This is a genomic window from Stieleria marina (genome assembly GCA_007741555.1).
Classification (GTDB): Bacteria; Planctomycetota; Planctomycetia; order Pirellulales; family Pirellulaceae; genus K23-9.
Genome location: CP036526.1, coordinates 2768611 through 2785954, shown reverse-complemented (window position 1 = coordinate 2785954; position 17344 = coordinate 2768611). Strand labels below are relative to the sequence as shown.

The 17344-nt window shown below is 54.9% G+C and carries 11 protein-coding genes; 5 read left to right on the top strand and 6 right to left on the bottom strand.

All coding sequences use genetic code 11. The features are described from left to right. Positions 1-5: 5 nt before the first annotated feature. Positions 6-1100: a DUF368 domain-containing protein gene (locus K239x_RS09660; protein ID WP_145417616.1), complete on the bottom strand. Its 1095-nt coding sequence runs from the start codon at positions 1098-1100 to the stop codon at positions 6-8. A 548-nt stretch (positions 1101-1648) separates the two neighbouring features. Then, a complete protein-coding gene (locus K239x_RS09655; protein WP_419189879.1) occupies positions 1649-3211 on the bottom strand; it encodes a lipopolysaccharide biosynthesis protein in 1563 nt (520 codons plus the stop codon). Between the two features lie 174 nt (positions 3212-3385). Between K239x_RS09655 and K239x_RS09650 the strand changes: the two genes are divergently transcribed. From K239x_RS09650 to K239x_RS09635, 4 genes are all read left to right on the top strand, one after another. After that, complete coding sequence (locus K239x_RS09650) at positions 3386-3814, top strand: GntR family transcriptional regulator (protein ID WP_145417615.1); 429 nt, start codon at positions 3386-3388, stop codon at positions 3812-3814. A gap of 52 nt (positions 3815-3866) precedes the next feature. Continuing rightward, positions 3867-4805 carry an ABC transporter ATP-binding protein gene (locus K239x_RS09645; RefSeq protein ID WP_145417614.1) on the top strand — a complete coding sequence of 313 codons (939 nt, stop codon included), beginning with the start codon at positions 3867-3869 and terminating at the stop codon, positions 4803-4805. 14 nt (positions 4806-4819) lie between these two features. Continuing rightward, entirely contained in the window at positions 4820-7216 is a 2397-nt protein-coding gene (locus K239x_RS09640; protein ID WP_145417613.1) for an ABC transporter permease, read from the top strand. A gap of 186 nt (positions 7217-7402) precedes the next feature. After that, a complete protein-coding gene (locus K239x_RS09635) occupies positions 7403-8023 on the top strand; it encodes a hypothetical protein (RefSeq protein WP_145417612.1) in 621 nt (206 codons plus the stop codon). 78 nt (positions 8024-8101) lie between these two features. On the opposite strand, the gene sucD is transcribed toward K239x_RS09635, so the two are convergent. Beyond that, entirely contained in the window at positions 8102-8974 is an 873-nt protein-coding gene (sucD, locus tag K239x_RS09630; protein WP_145417611.1) for a succinate--CoA ligase subunit alpha, read from the bottom strand. Between the two features lie 73 nt (positions 8975-9047). Continuing rightward, positions 9048-10232 carry an ADP-forming succinate--CoA ligase subunit beta gene (gene sucC, locus K239x_RS09625; protein ID WP_145417610.1) on the bottom strand — a complete coding sequence of 395 codons (1185 nt, stop codon included), beginning with the start codon at positions 10230-10232 and terminating at the stop codon, positions 9048-9050. A gap of 135 nt (positions 10233-10367) precedes the next feature. Here sucC and K239x_RS09620 point away from each other — a divergent pair, with 135 nt between their 5' ends. Next, on the top strand, positions 10368-11912 hold the full coding sequence (locus K239x_RS09620; protein WP_145417609.1) for a UxaA family hydrolase: 1545 nt from the start codon (positions 10368-10370) through the stop codon (positions 11910-11912). A 197-nt stretch (positions 11913-12109) separates the two neighbouring features. Here the strand turns inward: K239x_RS09620 and K239x_RS09615 are convergent, their stop codons facing one another. Together K239x_RS09615 and K239x_RS09610 are read right to left on the bottom strand one after the other, a co-directional pair. After that, positions 12110-14248, bottom strand: coding sequence for a DUF4340 domain-containing protein (locus K239x_RS09615; RefSeq protein WP_145417608.1), 2139 nt, complete (start codon positions 14246-14248; stop codon positions 12110-12112). A 136-nt stretch (positions 14249-14384) separates the two neighbouring features. Continuing rightward, on the bottom strand, positions 14385-17297 hold the full coding sequence (locus tag K239x_RS09610; RefSeq protein WP_145417607.1) for a Gldg family protein: 2913 nt from the start codon (positions 17295-17297) through the stop codon (positions 14385-14387). Between the last annotated feature and the right edge of the window lie 47 nt (positions 17298-17344).

Sequence of the window (17344 nt, the reverse complement as noted above, 5' to 3'; positions counted from 1 at the left end):
TCGGATTAAGCGGCGTCGTCATCTTGGCCGCCAATCCGCGCGATTCCCATTGTGATTCCAAACCCCAAACCAATCAGTGCGATCGATGAAGCCACCGTCAACAGATCTGGGCGAAAGTAAACCGTCGGCCAATCATCGGTTTCGACGTTGCCGATCGTCTTCTCTGTCAGTTCGCTGCCTTTGATCACATCGCCAACCTTTGGCGCAATCGCTTGTTGAAAAGGCCATAGCCCAACAGTCGACCCCAGCAGCAATCCGATCAAAGCTCCCAACGTCGCCTTGCGATGATGACGCAGTAACCACTGCAGCAAGTTACCAACCAAAGCCACGCCGATCACGACCCCCAATCCGACGGGCAAGACCACCGTTAGTGCGGGTTCGATCAGCATTTCAAAGTCGCGTGCTTTCAAACCTGCTTTGAATTCATCCACGCCGCGCAAAATCGGCACGTACTGGCCCAGCAACAGCAACAAGTAACCGCCCGATATTCCAGGCAGAATCATGGCACTTGCTCCGGCGAGCCCGCCCACGAATAGCATCACAAAATTCGACCCACCGCTTCCGGTGTAGCCCTTGGCCTGCAACACCGCTAACGCAACCATCACGGCAAACGAGACGACAGCGGCGATGACCAGACGTTTTGACATCGGCCGTGCGAGCTTCCAAACAACAGGCAGCCCGCCGAGTGTCAGCCCGATGAAAAGGCTGTACATGATCCAGCGGTGGTCGACGACCAGGTCTTTTAATGTCCCAGCAAGCAGCAGAATTCCGATTCCAGCAGCCCCCACAACACAGCCAAGCACTAACAGCGAACGAAACCGAAATCGGAAACGCGTCACGTCAGCGACCGCTTCGATAAACCGGGGATAAACACCTGCCGCCAGCAGCATGGTGCCGCCACTGATGCCAGGCACCAAATTTGCCAATCCCATCAAAAAACCGCCAAAAAGCGATCGCGTGACTAGCCCGCTCGGCGCAACGGGGATACCGCCGGGCTCAGACGCAGCGTCAACTGCGCCGCTTTCATCGACGGGCTTTGCCGCCGCATATGGTTGCGAATGATCGGCGTCGTCGGAATGAGAATTCGTTTCGTTGTTCACGCTGAGCTTCGGATGCAGAGGGAGCGGATACTGAGCGAGGGTTCGTACACTTCCTCGGAAGCTGCCAAACTAATTGCCCGATTGATTCTGGGAAGTACAGGCATAAAAAAACCCACTCGCTGAGTACAAGGTGAACTCAACGAGCGGGCAAATGTCTCGACGATATCTATCAAGATGATCGCGAGTGGGGGTCGCCAGTGCCGAAGCTCCAGCCCGCCGACTTTCAGCTACGGGTTACGACCCCGTTGGCAGTACAGCAATAATCCACTTTGATCACCTTCCTTTCGTTCTTGGTTAGACGCTTCATGAACTCAGGTGCCAACCAGAGCGAGTTCTTGAAACGTGCGTAAACAGTCCGTCGCAACGCGTCATTGCGACCCGACGTGAACATTATCGTTGCCCGGCTAGTGCCCGGCAAGAGATATCTGCTCGCCAGAAAGGACGAAAACGCGGCAGAAAGGTTCGCGACCGAGCAAAACGCCCGTGTTTTAGCAATCAAATCGCCGCGGCCGGTTCAAGTCGACATTTAGCCACCCCTGTATCAGCCCTTAAGCCAGCGATCGCTGCTGGCGTTTTGCCAAAACTAAATCAATGGCTTCACGTGTCCATTCTCTGGCGTGTTCGCTAGCCGCCATGCAGATCAAAACCGATGCCGCAGCCACCCAAGGTCCCGCCAGCAACGTCGCAGGCATCATGCTGACGTACAGCAGTGTGCGGTCAAAACGAAAGTCCGTTCGCGACATCGCGACCCAGACGCCCAGCATGACAATGCCATGCGAACAGAGCGTCGATACGACCGCGCCGTGCAATCCCCAAACCGGAAGCAAGAGTGCATTGAGCACAATGTTGGCCGTCAGTCCGATTCCGGTTGCCAAGGCGACCAGTTTTCCTTTTTCGATTACCAACAGGTAACCGTTTGCGACGATGACCATCGCAGCCCAAGTGCAAAAGACAAACGCCATCGGCATCAGTGTCAGCCCGTCGTTATAGCGCCCTTGCAACAGCGTGCCGAACATCCAGGGAGCAATCAACAATGAAAATGCGCCGCCCAATGTGAACACGGCGGACATCGCCAATAGGACACGCCGCATCCGATCACGCACGGCTTGTCGATTGCCATTTTCCCAATCAGCCGACAGGTACGGCATCAGCACACCGCTGATCAACATGCCCAAACTGATTAGCAACACAGGAACGATGCGACCGCTGTGGTACTGCCCCACCGCAGCTTGCCCGATGACTTCGCCGCCAGGAGTGAAATGCAAGATCATGTAGCGATCCGAAAGGTCAAAGACGTTTCCCAGCAAATTGACTGCCCACAGTGCCGCGGCAAACGGCAGCAGACGGCGCCACATCGAAGGTGCCTTGAAAGGTTCTTCGGATACGGGCACCCCGCTCCATCCGCGACACAACACCCACAGTCCGGGTATCAGTGCAATGGATGTCGCAACCGCAAAACTAAGAATTACAGCGTGCAATCCGTAGCCGCCATACAACACCGCTAAGGCGATCGCAGTAAACGAAAGACTTTGCACAAATTGCATCAACGAAACGACTCGAACCTGTCGCAAACCGGACAACAATTCGTTGACAAAGTAGAACGCCGATATAGCGCCGACCGCCGCGGCTACGCAATACACTAGCTGCGTGTCTTGTGGTTCCAGAAATATGAACCACGCCAGCTTTGACGGGACAAATGCGACGGCGACAAAAAAGAGGGCCGTAAAGCCCGCCGTCAGCATCGCTAGTCGGCGAACGAACGCTTTGAGGTGGCCGCGCAGTCGGAAGTGTTCGGTGTAACGCGGCAGTGATCCGGGAATCCCAAGCATCATCACCGGGGTGATCAGCAAGATGAAACCCAACGCCATCGCCCATTGGCCGACGACACTGTCGTCCAGCATTCGGCAGATCCAAATGCCGCGAAAGAACCCCACGCCACGCTGGATGATCGTCATCGCCAGCATGACCAACATGCCCATCGCAAGTGAGTCGGCGGCAAAGCTCTGAGAAGCTCCTTCGCCTGACGATTTTTCGCTGAGATGAGCCACAGGCTGAAGAATTCCAGTCACAGATAAAGAGGTACCAACCAACCATTGCTTGGCAATTGGCACGCTGATTCAGTTTCGTGTTCACACCTGAACAAAACTTGCCGCCGCTGGAAGCGCTTACCGGTCATTCCGAATCTGCGGACAAAAGCCCCAATCACAAGCTTGACAGCCCAGAGAACTCGGTGTACTATCACACCAGTACACAGGACCGAATTCGATTTTCCATCGAGGTTTCCGATGTTCTTTTCCATCGACCCCAACGGCGATGTCCCGATTTACGAACAGATTGTTCGGCAAATCAAATTGGCCGTCGCCGACGAAGTGCTGGTAGGTGGCCAAATGGTGGCCAGCGTTCGCCAGCTTGCCGGCGAACTGGCAATCAATCCCAACACGATCGCTCGTGCGTACCAACAACTGCAATCCGATTTGGTTTTGGAACCGCTTCGTGGACGCGGAATGGTTGTACGACGCGACGCGATCAAACGCTGCACCAAGGCACGCAATTCGATTGTTGCCGACGGTGTTAGTCGTGCACTGGCCGACGCTTTGGCAGGTGGCATGTCCCCCGACGAGCTTCGCGAATTGTTCGAGGCTGAATTGTCCCGGCAGTCTCAGTTGATTCAGTCCAACCAGGCCAACGCCTCCGAAAACGGCACGTCCACGTAGCCGCGTTCTTCCCCCAGACATCCTTTTCCGCCAGCCGATCAGGAACTACCGCATGTCATCCGTGATCACTCTTCATAATGTCTCCAAGCGATTCGGTCGCACACAGGCATTGGACGATGTCAATTTGGAGATTCCTCCTGGGATCGTATTCGCTTTGCTCGGCGAAAATGGCGCGGGCAAAACGACCATGATCCGCATCCTGACGGGCTTTCAAACGCCTGATTCGGGAACCGCTACGGTACTGCGACACGACTGCGTCAAAGGCGGGATGGAGATTCGCCGCGAAATTGGCTACGTCTCCGACGCCCCCGCCCTCTACGACTGGATGACTGCCGACGAAATTGGATGGTTTACGTCAGCGTTTTACGACGAAGCGTTTTCCAATCGGTACCTGGAATTGTTGGCCGCCTTCGATATTCCGTCGGGCACTCGCATCAAAAGCATGAGCAAGGGGCAACGTGCCAAAGTCGCCCTGGCATTGGCAACCGCGCACGATCCGCAGCTGTTGATTTTGGATGAACCGACTAGCGGATTGGACCCCATGGTTCGCCGGCAGTTTTTGGAGTCAATGGTCGATCGCGCAGCGCTGGGCCGAACCGTTTTGTTGAGCAGCCACCAGATCAGCGAAGTCGAACGGGTTGCCGATTGGGTGGGGATCATGCACCAAGGACAATTGAAATTGGTGCAGCCGCTGGACGCATTAAAACAGTCAACGCGAATCGTGACGGCCACGATGGACGATGCTTCAGCGACGATCGCTTTGCCGCCGGGCAATGTGTTGACCGAGTCTCGCAACGGCCGGCAGATGCGTTGGATCGTTCAAGACATGCCGGACAACTGGCAGACAACGTACAGCTGCGAAAGCGGCGTGGAGGATTTGAAATCGGAATCGGCCACGTTGGAAGATATTTTCGTCGCCGTTTGTGATCGCCGAGCGACTCGCCCGGTCGATCATGAAGAAACCAGTCGTCCCGAACCGCAACTGTTTTGAAAGGAGCCCGTTTGATGAGCAATCCAATTTCAGTTTTTCGCAGCCTTTGCTGGAAGGACGCCAAAGCAGTGATGCCGCTGGTGATCATGGCCGGTGCTGGCATCGTCGTTTTCAATCTGCTGGTTTTTGTCGGAAGCCTCGTAGCTGGCAGCCCACTTCGCGCGGACGGCTACATCATGATTTGGGTGCTGATGCCCAACTTGGTGGCATTGGGAGCGCCTGCGCTATTGGTCGGCGGCGAAGAAGAGAGCGGAACACTTGCGTGGCTTCGCACCTTGCCGGTTCGCTGGCAGAACATCGTCGACGCAAAATTTGCAGTTTCCGCAGTCGCTGTGATTGCAACTTGGCTGGCGGCATCATTGGCGATCGCATTGCTAGTGGCGTCGGGCGTCGTTCGACTGCGAGGCGACTACCTTGAGCTGACGATGGTGTTAGGGATCAGCAAACTGCTGTTTTTCAGCGGGCTGCTTCTGGCGGTTAGCTTTGCGTGCGCCTACACGTTTCGATCCCCCATCACGGCGTTGCTCGCTCTCGTTCCATCGATCACGATCATTTATCTCTTTGCGATGAACCTAGGCGAGTATCTGCTCAGCTATCAGTTCCGACGAGATATTCTGGGGCGACTAGAGAGTTACTCCGAACCGGCATCGACCGCGATGTGGATCTTCGTGACCGGACTGGCAATCAGTTTGCTCGTTGCACTGTGGGTGACGCAGCGATGGCTGGGCAAACGCCGGCTAACTCGTCCGGCCGGCGCGATGTCGCTGCCCGCATCGATCTCCCAAAGCATCCAAGAACCTTACCGCCCGCCGATGATCGCCAGTCGCGAACGCCCCTCGCCGATCCGCGCCTTGCATTGGCAACAGCTACGCCAAGCAAGGTGGCCATTGGCAGGACTGACAACCATGGGAGTGATCGCATTGCTGATGATCCGCTGGGAGGAAGCGACAAATTCCATCAACGCGTTGACTCCCTTGGCCGGTCTTGCGTTACTAGTCGCGGCGGTTGGATTGGGCGCTCTCGTATTTTACGGCGACAACTTGAACCACCGCCGCGCGTTTTTTGGGGATCGTGGAATATCGCCCAATCAAGTTTGGTGGACGCGGATACTGTCACCGCTTGCTGCCATGCTGGTGCTCACGATGCTGGCTGTCGTTCTGCTCTATGACGAGAGAGGCTCGCGATATCTCTGGGTGTTCCTGCCGATTGCATTTGCCTGCGGACAAGTCGTTTCGATGTGGGCTTCACGTCCAGTCCTTGGCTTATTCGGTGCCCCCGTGTTTGGCATGCTCTGCGCAGTTCCGCTGTCGTTGTTTTTCGATGCTTACCAAGACTATGCGTGGACCGCGATCCTGTTAGTACCAGTCCTGCTATTTGCCACGTGGTGGATTTGCCGGCGCTGGCTGGAAGGAAAAGTCGACACCGGCTTTCATGTCCGAATGATCGCGATCAGCATTGCCGCCGTGCTCCTGCCGATGGTCTGCGTCCTGGGCCATCGGATCGCAACCACGCCTGCACTGAACAACAATTGGCGAGCCAAAGCGATGGCTGCGACGGCTGGAATAGGTAATTCGAAGTCAACAACGGTCTACAGTTTCAGGCACACGTCTGGGTATGGCTTTCAATGGGGACAAGAATCAGGCGTGTTTGACCTGGAGCAAAACTACGATTCTTTGGCTGACCTCCAAAAGAAAATTCGCGACGACATGGATGACCTTTATTCCAGTTCGATTACGAACGATGACATCGCGATGATTTTCGACCCGAACAAAGCCGGCTGGGAAATGTCGCCAGCAGAACACGCCGAGCTTCGGTACATGACGGTGGAACTTGTGCTCCAACGAATTCAACACGTGCGCGAAGCGGCCATCCAGTACGAAGCTGACCTGGACGACCTCCAAGCTCGTGCCGAAATACCCGAACTAAGCGTCGTTGCGTTACTTAGCAATCAGCCAGAACTCTTTGGCGACGACGAATCGGTCGCGGAACTGGTCGACATGATTTCACCCGTCGAATTGCGGCGAGAATCACGCATCGCTGCCCTCCTGTCAGAATGGCGCCGGTACCAACCTGACTATCGGCGAGCGATGAAAGTCCCAACTGGCTTCTTTGCTCCTCGTACCTTTGCCGGCATCCTCTTGTCTGACTCCCGAATGCTCGGCGTGGAAGGACGCCGCTCCGATCGTTACCTCGATGAATTCGTCCGCGTCGCCTGGAACCAACTCGACAATGGACTGCCGATGTCGGGAACCGCCGAATTCAAACACCGCACCGAGCTTTGGAAACAAGCCCACGCTCCGTACTATGGCTACTGGTGGAGAGCATCGACGCTTCAAGGCTGGACTAAGAACCACGAAATGGACCTTCAGGAATTGCGAAAACGACACACACAGGTCACGACTGCCGATTGATCAGCTCAATACGATGCAATTCTCGTGACTCTGCCCCATCGGGTCCATGGATCGGCAACAATAGGAGTCAGGCCACAATGATCGAGCGGAACGTAAACGCCGCATTCAATCTGGCCAAAGCCCCGCCGTTGGAAAGTTATTGCACCGACCGCGGAGCGCTTGCCCTCATCCAAAAGGAACCGCGTCATGCTTCGCTACGTCACTCTTCTGACGATCGCAACCTTCGTTTCGACGTCTCAAGCCGAGCGTCCGATTTTTTCGGGCCCGCAAATTGGCGAGCCACTGCCTGCTTTCTCCGCCGAATCCGTGTCCGGCAAGAACCGCGGTGAAATGGTGGACTTCATAAAAGAAGTTAGTGACGGGCCCATGATGATCGTGTTTTTTCACGAACGGACTCGGCCCGCGTTTGGGCTGACCAACGCAATCGCCAAATTTGCCAACACTCGAAAAGATCCGGCCATCAAATCGGCAGTCGTTTTCTTGACCGAGGACCCGACCGAAATGCGAAAGTGGACCAAGAACGTCGCCAAGCATTTCTCGCCCAATACAACTTACGCGTTCTCGCCCGATGGGAAAGAAGGTCCTGGCAAGTACGGACTCAATCGCAACGTACAACTGACCGTTCTGGTCGGCGACCAAGGCAAGGTGACCGGTAACTTTGCCATCGTCCAACCGCAACTCCAAGTCGACGGGCCCAAGATCATGAAGGCAATCGTCGACGCCACCGGAGGCGGAGAAGTCCCGGACATCAGCGTGCTAACCCAAGGCGGAGCAAGAATGCGAGCAAAGCGGTCGGAAAAAAAGTAGCTATCGCTAATCAGCCGCTGGCGCTAGCCACGGGCCCCACGCACATCATGCTGAAGCGACTTAGCACGCGGCCAGCACTTATTTGGCCATCGCTTTTACGACGGCGTCACCCATGTCCGCTGGCGTGGGAGCGACGACGATTCCGGCGTCTTCCAAAGCTGCGACTTTTTCGGTGGCCGTTCCTTTGCCTCCGCTAATGATTGCACCAGCATGCCCCATGCGCTTCCCTGGGGGCGCGGTGCGACCGGCGATAAAGGCTGCGACAGGTTTGGTGACGTGTTCTTTGACGTACGCAGCAGCTTCCTCTTCCGCCGTGCCACCGATTTCGCCGATCATTAAAATCGCTTCAGTTTGATCGTCTTGTTCATAAAGTTTGAACAGATCGATAAAGCTGGTTCCGACGATGGGATCACCGCCAAGGCCAACGCAAGTGCTTTGCCCCAGACCAAGATTGCTGGTTTGCCAAACGGCTTCGTAAGTCAACGTACCACTGCGGCTCATCACGCCGACTTTGCCGACGTTGTGAATGTAGCCGGGCATAATGCCGATCTTGCAAGATCCCGGCGTGATTAGACCGGGACAGTTTGGCCCAATCAAAATGCTGTCGCTCGCTTTGACTTTCTCATAAACGCGCACCATGTCGACAACCGGGACACCTTCGGTAATCGCCGCAATGACACCGATACCGGCATCGACCGCTTCTAAGATTGCATCGGCAGTGAACGGTGGCGGCACGAAAATCATCGTGGCGTTTGCACCGGTTTCACTGACGGCTTCTTCGACGGTATCAAATACCGGCATACCTTCGACGTCTTGGCCACCTTTGCCAGGCGTCACGCCTCCGACCATCGCCGTGCCGTATTCGCGACACTTCAACGAGTGAAATGTGCCTGCGTTACCGGTAATCCCTTGGCAGATGACTTTAGTGTTTTCGTCAACCAGAATGCTCATGGCAGAATGCTCGTGACTAATTCAGTCGTATTGAAATTGAATGTTGATGACAGATTGGAATCGACGCGAGGTGTTAGCCTGCCGCTTCGACGATCTTTTTAGCTGCGTCGGTGATGTCGACCGCATTGATGACGGCAACGTCGCTTTCCTCAAGCATTTTGCGGCCTTCTTCGACCTCGGTTCCTTCCAAGCGAACGACAAGCGGAACATCAAAGCCGATTTTTTTGCTCGCTTCGATCAACGCTCCCGCGATCGTCGTGCAGCGGGCAATGCCGCCAAAGATGTTGACCAAGATGCCTTTGCAATTCGGATCCGACAAAATGATCTCAAACGCTTCGGCCACTTGTTCGGCACTGGCGCTTCCGCCGACGTCCAAGAAGTTGGCCGGTTCGCCACCGTGGTACTTGATGATGTCCATGGTCGACATCGCAAGTCCCGCGCCGTTAACCAAACAGCCAATGTTGCCGTCCAGTTTGACGTAGCTCAGGCCGGCGTCGTTAGCTCGTACTTCGCTGGGCTCTTCTTCGGTTAAATCGCGGTACTCGAGCAGATTCTTGTGCCGGAACAGCGCATTGCCGTCGAACGAAATTTTTGCGTCCAACGCGATCATCTGGTCGTCGCCCGTGATCACGAGCGGATTGACTTCGGCCATCTCGCAGTCGTAATCGACAAAGAAACGACACATCGCTGGCAAAAATTTGAAGGCAGCTTTGGCAGCCGCTCCCGAGATGCCCATTTTCTTGCAGATCTTGCGAACCTGAAACGCTTCCAAGCCGATGGCTGGGTCGAAATGTTCTTTAAAAATTAGTTCAGGTGTTTCTTCCGCAACCGTCTCGATTTCGACACCGCCTTCGGTGCTGACCATCAGAACAGGTTTGGCAGCGGCGCGATCAAGCACGACGCCGAGGTACAGTTCACGAGCGATATCGCAACCGGCTTCGACAAAAACCTTGTTGACCGTTTTGCCTTCTTCGCCGGTTTGAATCGTGACCAATGTCTTGCCCAGCAAACCTTCGGCGGCCGCTTTGACTTCATCAGCACTCTTGCACACGACCACGCCGCGTTGGTCCGGGTTGTCTTTGACAGTGCCCTTACCGCGTCCACCCGCATGAATCTGCGACTTGACGACTGCGATCTTGCCGCCCAATTTTTCGTACGCGGCGACAGCCTCGCCGGCGCTTGACGCTACAATTCCTTCCAACACAGGCACGCCTGCTTGGCGGAACAGTTCTTTGCCTTGATATTCGTGAATCTTCATCGGTTCTGACGATGCCTTTGTTGCGATGCACTTGCGTGCGGCGAGGAAGAAAACGTTTCACGTCGTAGAATTGGGAATATACGCCCGGCGCCCGTGTCGCGAAACCACACTCAACATTCAAGGATTAACCGCTTGATGACATCGCTGATTCAATTAGCCGCCAGTGACAACGTAGCGGTGGCAACTCGGGCGATCTCGGCGGGAATCGAAATGTCGCTGCCAACGTGCCGTGTCGTGGCAATCGATGCCATCCAGCCCGGCCACAAAGTCGCCCTCTGCGATATTCACGCGGGCGAAAACATCACCAAGTACGGCCAGCCCATTGGGGTCGCCGCGATCGATATTCGTGCTGGCCAACATGTACACAGCCACAATTGCGACGACCAACATGTCGTTTCGTCGGATTTGAGCGTTATCTCGCCCCCGGATTCGCCCACACCGATCCGTCGGGATTTCTTAGGATTCCATCGCCCCGATGGTCGCGTTGGAACTCGCAACTACGTTTTGCTGCTGTCGACCGTGAACTGCAGTGCGACAGTCTGTCATCGCGTGGCCCAGCTTTTCGACGAAGAACGTATGAAGCGTTGGCCCAACGTCGATGGTGTGTTCGCCGCGACACACACCACCGGCTGTGCCCTGCAATACAACGGGATCAAACACCAGATGCTTGGCCGGACACTGGCTGGCTACGCACAGCATCCCAACGTCGGCGGCGTATTGGTCATCGGGCTCGGATGCGAACAAACGACGTCGGGATACCTGACCGATCATCACAAAATGGTCTCGCTTTACGGCCCCGGTGGCGAGCAGTTGACCCGCGACGACGGTGTGCCGATTTTGACCATGCAAACCGAAGGAGGCACGCGGGCGACGATCAAAAAAGCGGAAGTGCTGCTTGAACAAGTGCTGGATCAGGCCAATCAATTTACGCGTGAAACGGCCGACGCTTCGCATTTGATGTTGGCCATGGAATGCGGTGGCAGCGACGGTTACTCAGGTTTGACCGCCAACCCTGCCGTTGGCGTCGTCTCGGATCGCATCATCGCCTGCGGAGGCACGTCGATCATTTCTGAAACCACCGAACTCTACGGCGCCGAACATCTTTTGGTCGCGCGCAGCCGCAATGAAACGGTGGGCCAATCACTACTTGACCGAATCGATTGGTGGAAAAAACACGTCGCGATGTACGGCGGCAAAATCGACAACAATCCATCGGTTGGCAACAAAGCGGGCGGACTGACCACGATCACCGAAAAATCCTTGGGCGCCGTTTCCAAAAGCGGCTCGACGGCATTGGAAGCCGTTTATAAGTACGCCGAACGAGTCGACACGAAAGGATTGTGTGTGATGGATACTCCCGGATTTGACCCCGCAAGCGTGACAGGCAAAGTCGCCGGCGGCGCCAACTTGGTCCTATTTACGACAGGTCGCGGAAGTTGCTTTGGATGCAAACCGTCACCGGTGATCAAGATCGCTACGAATTCGCCGATGTACGAAACCATGCGTGAAGACATGGACCTCAACGCGGGCAGCGTCATCGACGGCGAAGACCTGCAGACGGTCGGAGATCGCTTCTTCGATTTCACACTGAAAGTTGCCAGTGGCGAAACAACCGCCAGCGAACGACTGGGCGTCGGCGACCATGAGTTTATTCCGTGGACGGTTGGCCCGACGCTGTAGCCTGGCCCGACGCTGTAGCCCTGAGACGTTGCTTGGCTTTGATCTTGAAACACTGTCGCAAGAGAAATCGCAACGTATCGAACGTGCTTTCAAGCAACCAAAGTAAAGTCCTGCGAACGGCGTCGCAGGACTACGCAAAGTGTAATGCCGTGCGAACGGCGTCGCAGGGCTTCAACTACAAACTGAAGCCAGTTCGCTTAGTTGCCAGGACCGAACGGTAGACCACCAGGAGCTTGAAAACTGGGGCCGCCAGCTCCGGGATTGGGTGCGGAAGCAGCTCCTTCTTTTTCAAATAACTCGCTGCGTTTGATTGTCAGCTTGGTGTAAGTTTCTTCGGGAATCACGTAGTACCAATCGGCAAAACGAGCGTTCAGCTCACGCACACGCTTTTGAGCCTTGGACAAACTGTCTTTTCGCTCATCCATCTTGCGCTGGTTTTCTTTCGTGATCTTCTCCTGAGTCGCCTCGAGTCGCTCCTGCTTCTCCTCTTCGGTTTCTTCCAGCTCTTCGGCAGGTTCTTCATCCGCGGGCTTCTCTGCGGCTGGCTCACCCGCAGCTGGTTTCTCTGCAGCCTTCTCATCTGCGGCTGGCTTCGCCTCTTCCTTTATTTCTTTCTTATCCTCAGCAGCAGGCTCCTCAGCTTTCTCGTCTGACTTGTCATCTTCGTCAGCTTCCTGAAAAGCCTGGCCGGTGGCCGTTGCAGATTCCGAACCTTCGGCTTCCGATTCGCCCGTTTTTTCGTCGGCCTTTGCGTCTACCGCTGGCTCGGCGTCATCGCCCTTGCTCGCATCGTCGGATTTTGGTTCTCCGTCGACAGCGCTCTTGGTTTCTTTGGCATCGGCCGGCTTGTCACCAGCCTTATCACCTTCGGTCGATTCGGGCTGCTTTGCATCCTTCATCTCTTCGCTGGCATCTGCCTTATCCGCAGCCACATCGTCACTCTTAGCGGCGTCAGCTGGCTTCTCTTCGGCGACGGGCTCCGTTTTGGCAGGTTCTGCTTTGACTGACTCCGGTTCGACGGGCTCCAATTCAACGGGCAGTTGATTCTTTGCTGCTTCGGCGTCGTCAAGTTTCTGCAAGTCTTTGAAGTCTTGTGGTACTTCCTTCAGCACTGGCACCGGAAACTTTTCTTCGTTGACGCGAGTCGTGACCAACAAATAACGATTCACACCCGTCACACTTTTCTTGCCTTCCTCGCCTACTTCGGCTTCCGCATCGGGGTCTTCTTGGGAGAGCCCTGCGATGTTTCCAAAACGCAGGACATACTCGACTCCGTCTTTCAATCCCACCGACAACTCACCATTGGCAGACAAGATCTCTGTCCCGCTCTCCTGTGTCAGTTGAACGGGGTAAAACCCGCGACCAGCCAACGAAGCCACGGCCTTTTGATCAGACAAAAAGTCTTCACTTGCACGCAAGTTTGCACTCATGCCGTCCGGCTTACGCAAAACGTTGACGATTTTCAAATCGTCCAGTGCGTTCTGGATTTCATTCAGTTTTGCCGTATCAAGTTTTTGATCAGCTTTCACCTCGACATCTTTGGGAGGCGCGGTAGGACGTTTGGGGTCATACTCTTGCAGTTTTGCCAGCGTCCACTGTGCTCCATCTTTTTCAAACTCCGCTGAATAATTGCGTTGCAGCGAGATCTGACCACCTTGGCCCAGCGAAGCGGAGTAGTCCTTCACTTGCATGGCATCCACATCGATGCTGCTCAGTTTCAGCAGATCTTCTTCGATCCAATCCTGAAACCGGGTCGTCAATGGTTTGTCGTCGAGCGCCACGATGTAAACAGGGTCTTGGCCCGGGATGCGAACATTGATTTGCTCTGGAGCGTCCTTCACGGAGTCACCGATGATCAGCGAAGCGACAACTTTCTTGTCAGTGTCGCGGAACGTCACCAAACGGCCGACACCTTCATCGCCGACATTCAGTTCTTCCAACTTCGGTTCAACCACTCCCAAATCATCGTGGTCTTCGCGAGTACATGGGACGACGTCCAGCACTTTCAGCGAGATCAGCGAGTTAGCAGCATTGGTGACCTGTTCCACCGCGTCGGCCGGGTAGCCTTTGCGGCTAACGATGGTCCAGTCGCCTGACTCGGTGTCCTTGGCGACTTCAAAGTTGCTGAGCGTGCCTTCGGCTTCGTCAAAGCTGACGATTTTCATGCTCGCGACCGTCAGCGGATCCTTGAACTTCGGAATCAGTGGTTCGCCCACCAGCTCGCTCAAGCTATTTGGATCTGCGTTGTCCGACGTCGGCCAAGCGATGACGGTGGCGATTAACAACATGACAGCCGTGACTGCCCAGAAGATGCCGGTTTTCTTGAGTTCGTTCACCAGATTTCTCTTGTTGCGTTTACGTTTTTTGAAGGTTGTCTTGTGGGGATACCGCCTTGCGGCGGCGTTTGTTTTCAATGGCGGCAGTCACCACCCAGCCGAGGCGAACCGTCCAGTGACGGCGCCGCGGGCAGCGTTATTTCAACCGCGATTTGCTGATATTTTCGCGTTCACGCAGTCGACGCGATGCAAACACAATGATGCCGACAATCAAAGGGGGAATACACGGCAGCGCGACCGCAAATCCTTTGACCTTGTTCTGGATCGTGGTCACTTTCTGATCCGCGTCCCGTTGAATCGACTGCACATTTCGTTCGCGTTCACGTTCAAACTTTGCACGCTTCACATCCAGCATCCGCTGTTTTTGTTGAGTGATCGTTTGAAACTCCGTCATCTTCGCACGGAGCAACTGCGGTGAAATGCTGCCGTCTTGGCTTTCCTTTTGCAAATCTTCGACTTCGACTCGCAACGTTTTCAGCGACGCGTCCATGTCTTCTTGTGCCTCACGCATTGCTTCGTCAAATTCCGTTTGGAACTGCTGCGAACGTTTGCGGACCGCGGTGCTGGCTTCCTCTTTGACCGAATCGATCATTCGCAAGCTCTCGAAGTGCGGCTCATGCTTGCGAACTTCGATAAATTCGTTTTCGCCGGTCAACCAATCGATCGCATTAAGCAAAAAGGTCACATTCTGAAACTGCAATCGCATGTCGGCGGCACGATTGGGGTCGGCACGGATCTGCAAAAAGACTGGCAACATCATATCGGTGTCAGCCGCATAAACGACTTTGATACCCGGCGTTGAATCGGCGGCTTCTTTGTCCTCGTCGTCTTCGCTAGCGGCAGCCTTGCTCGCTTCGCCTTCGATCGTCATCGCCAAAACTTGCCGCGGCTGAATGCCCTTGATCTCGGACATCACGGTGCCTTGACCCGCCAACACGTTGCGGACTTTATCCATGCCCAACGTGCCGCTCATTTCGCCCGTGGTCAGCAACGGCGTGTGCTTCAGCGTGGCGTCTTCCTTTGCCTCGATCGCACCGGCGTAAAGCATCATCACTTGGCTCAGGCCAGACGTGATTTCGCTGTCCATACTGACGGCTTCGTTGTTTTCGACCCCCGGCGCATTTTGATCCACGAAGACCCACATTGGATCGACGCTCATTTCCAAGTTCGGATAGGGGTTGTAGTCCTGCCAAACCAGAGCTGGTTCGTAGAAACCTTGCATGCCAGGTTTGCCGGGTGATTTCAGTTCCAAGACATCCCACAACTGGCGAATATCGCCTTTGGGTTGCGGTCCACCGCCACCGCCCATCATCGCAGCCATACCACCGGCTTGCTTGGGAGCGCCTGTACCTGGAATGTCTTGGCGTGCGTACGGCAATGGGTCTTCAAAGACCGCGACGGGAACACCGGCTTTGACGGCTTCGACAAAGCGATCGAACTGCGGCGGAGCCAATGACGAAGGCTGCGAAACGACCAAAGCGTCGTACATGCCTGGTTTGACCGGGGCCATCAAATCGACTTCTTCGACTTCGTATTGTTTCGCCAACTCGTCCACGATCGGATCTTTGGGAATCTGCTGAAACGACATGCCTTGCATCACCGAACCGCCCATCATGTTGGCGTCGGTTTTGACAATCCCGATTCTTTTTCGAGTGCCTCGTGCGACTGTGTTGATCGAACGAACCAGTTCGTATTCGACCGGAATGCCATATTCAAAGATGGGCACGGTCACTTTTTCCAAACCTGCTCGGAACGCTGCTCCCAAGATGACTTGCCGCTGCTTGTCTGATCCTTGTTCACGAACCATTCGTGTCACCGGCTCGATTCCAAATCGTTCGGATGCCAGCTGCGCGTCTTCGCTGAACAGTTCGATATTGTCGTGCAAGTTGACTTCGATATCGCGACCTTTGCTGGATGCTTTGCTGCTAAATTCTTTCAGCAAGTTGATCAATTCGTAGCGAGTCCGAGCGTACTGCTCGGGCATGTCGCTGCTGATAAACGCATCGATCTTGATGGGGCGATCGGATTCCAAGTTTTCGATCATTCGCACCGTCGCACCCGACAACGAACTGACTTTTCCTTCGGTCATGTCACTACGCACGACATCCCAGTTGCGAAAAATCACCACGGCGGATCCCGTCACCAACACCAACGCCAAAATTCGGCTTAGGTAATGCCAAGCCATCGTGTTGCCGTCCTTCCCACCGGTCCAGTGACGTCGGCCGATCAACACCATGCAGGCATAGAGCGCGACCGCGGTGACCAAGACAAAATAGACCACCGACGAAATACTGATCACACCTCGGCCAAAGTCATCGAACGTTCTCGCGATGCCGCTATTCTTGACCAACTCGGCAAAGTTGATGCCCCAAATTTCCCGTTCGGGGATCACCGAATCCGACAAGGCAGCGAAGGCAAGCGGAGCGTTGAATAGGGCACCCAGAATAAATCCGACTGTTAAGTTGCCCGTCAAGAATGATGCAACCATACCGATCGCGATCATGGTCAACCCGACAAACCAATAGCCCAAGTAAGTCGTAAAGATTAGCCCCGTGTCCAACCCGCCTTCGGTCAAAATCGCCAGCGTGATGAATGTGCTTAGTTGGCTAAACAAAAGCGACGAAGTGAAGATCGCCGCCGCGGACATGTATTTACCGATCACGATGTCAAAGTCATCGGCCGGTAGTGTCAGCAACAACTCGTCCGTGCCCTGACGTTTTTCCTCGGCCCAGATACTCATGGTGATCGCTGGAATGAACACCAGCATGATCCATGGATACCAATAGTTCAGCTGGTCCAAGGTCGCCAGATTCTGGTTGAAAAATTCGTAAGGCCAGAACGCCGCCAGCGAAGTCAGGAAGACAAAGATACACAAAAACACGTATCCAGTCGGGTTGCTGAAATACGCAAAGAAGTTGCGTTTCATCACCGCAAAGGCGGCACGTTTGGTGCCTGCCAACACAGCGACGATGGCGACCAACGCACACAGGAAAATGGCGTCCAGAACGAGCAGGTTCAGCAGTGCAAAAACGACGTTGTTGAGCGTCATGGTGTTTTTAGTGTGTGGTTACGAGTGCTGAGGATAGGTTGAGACGA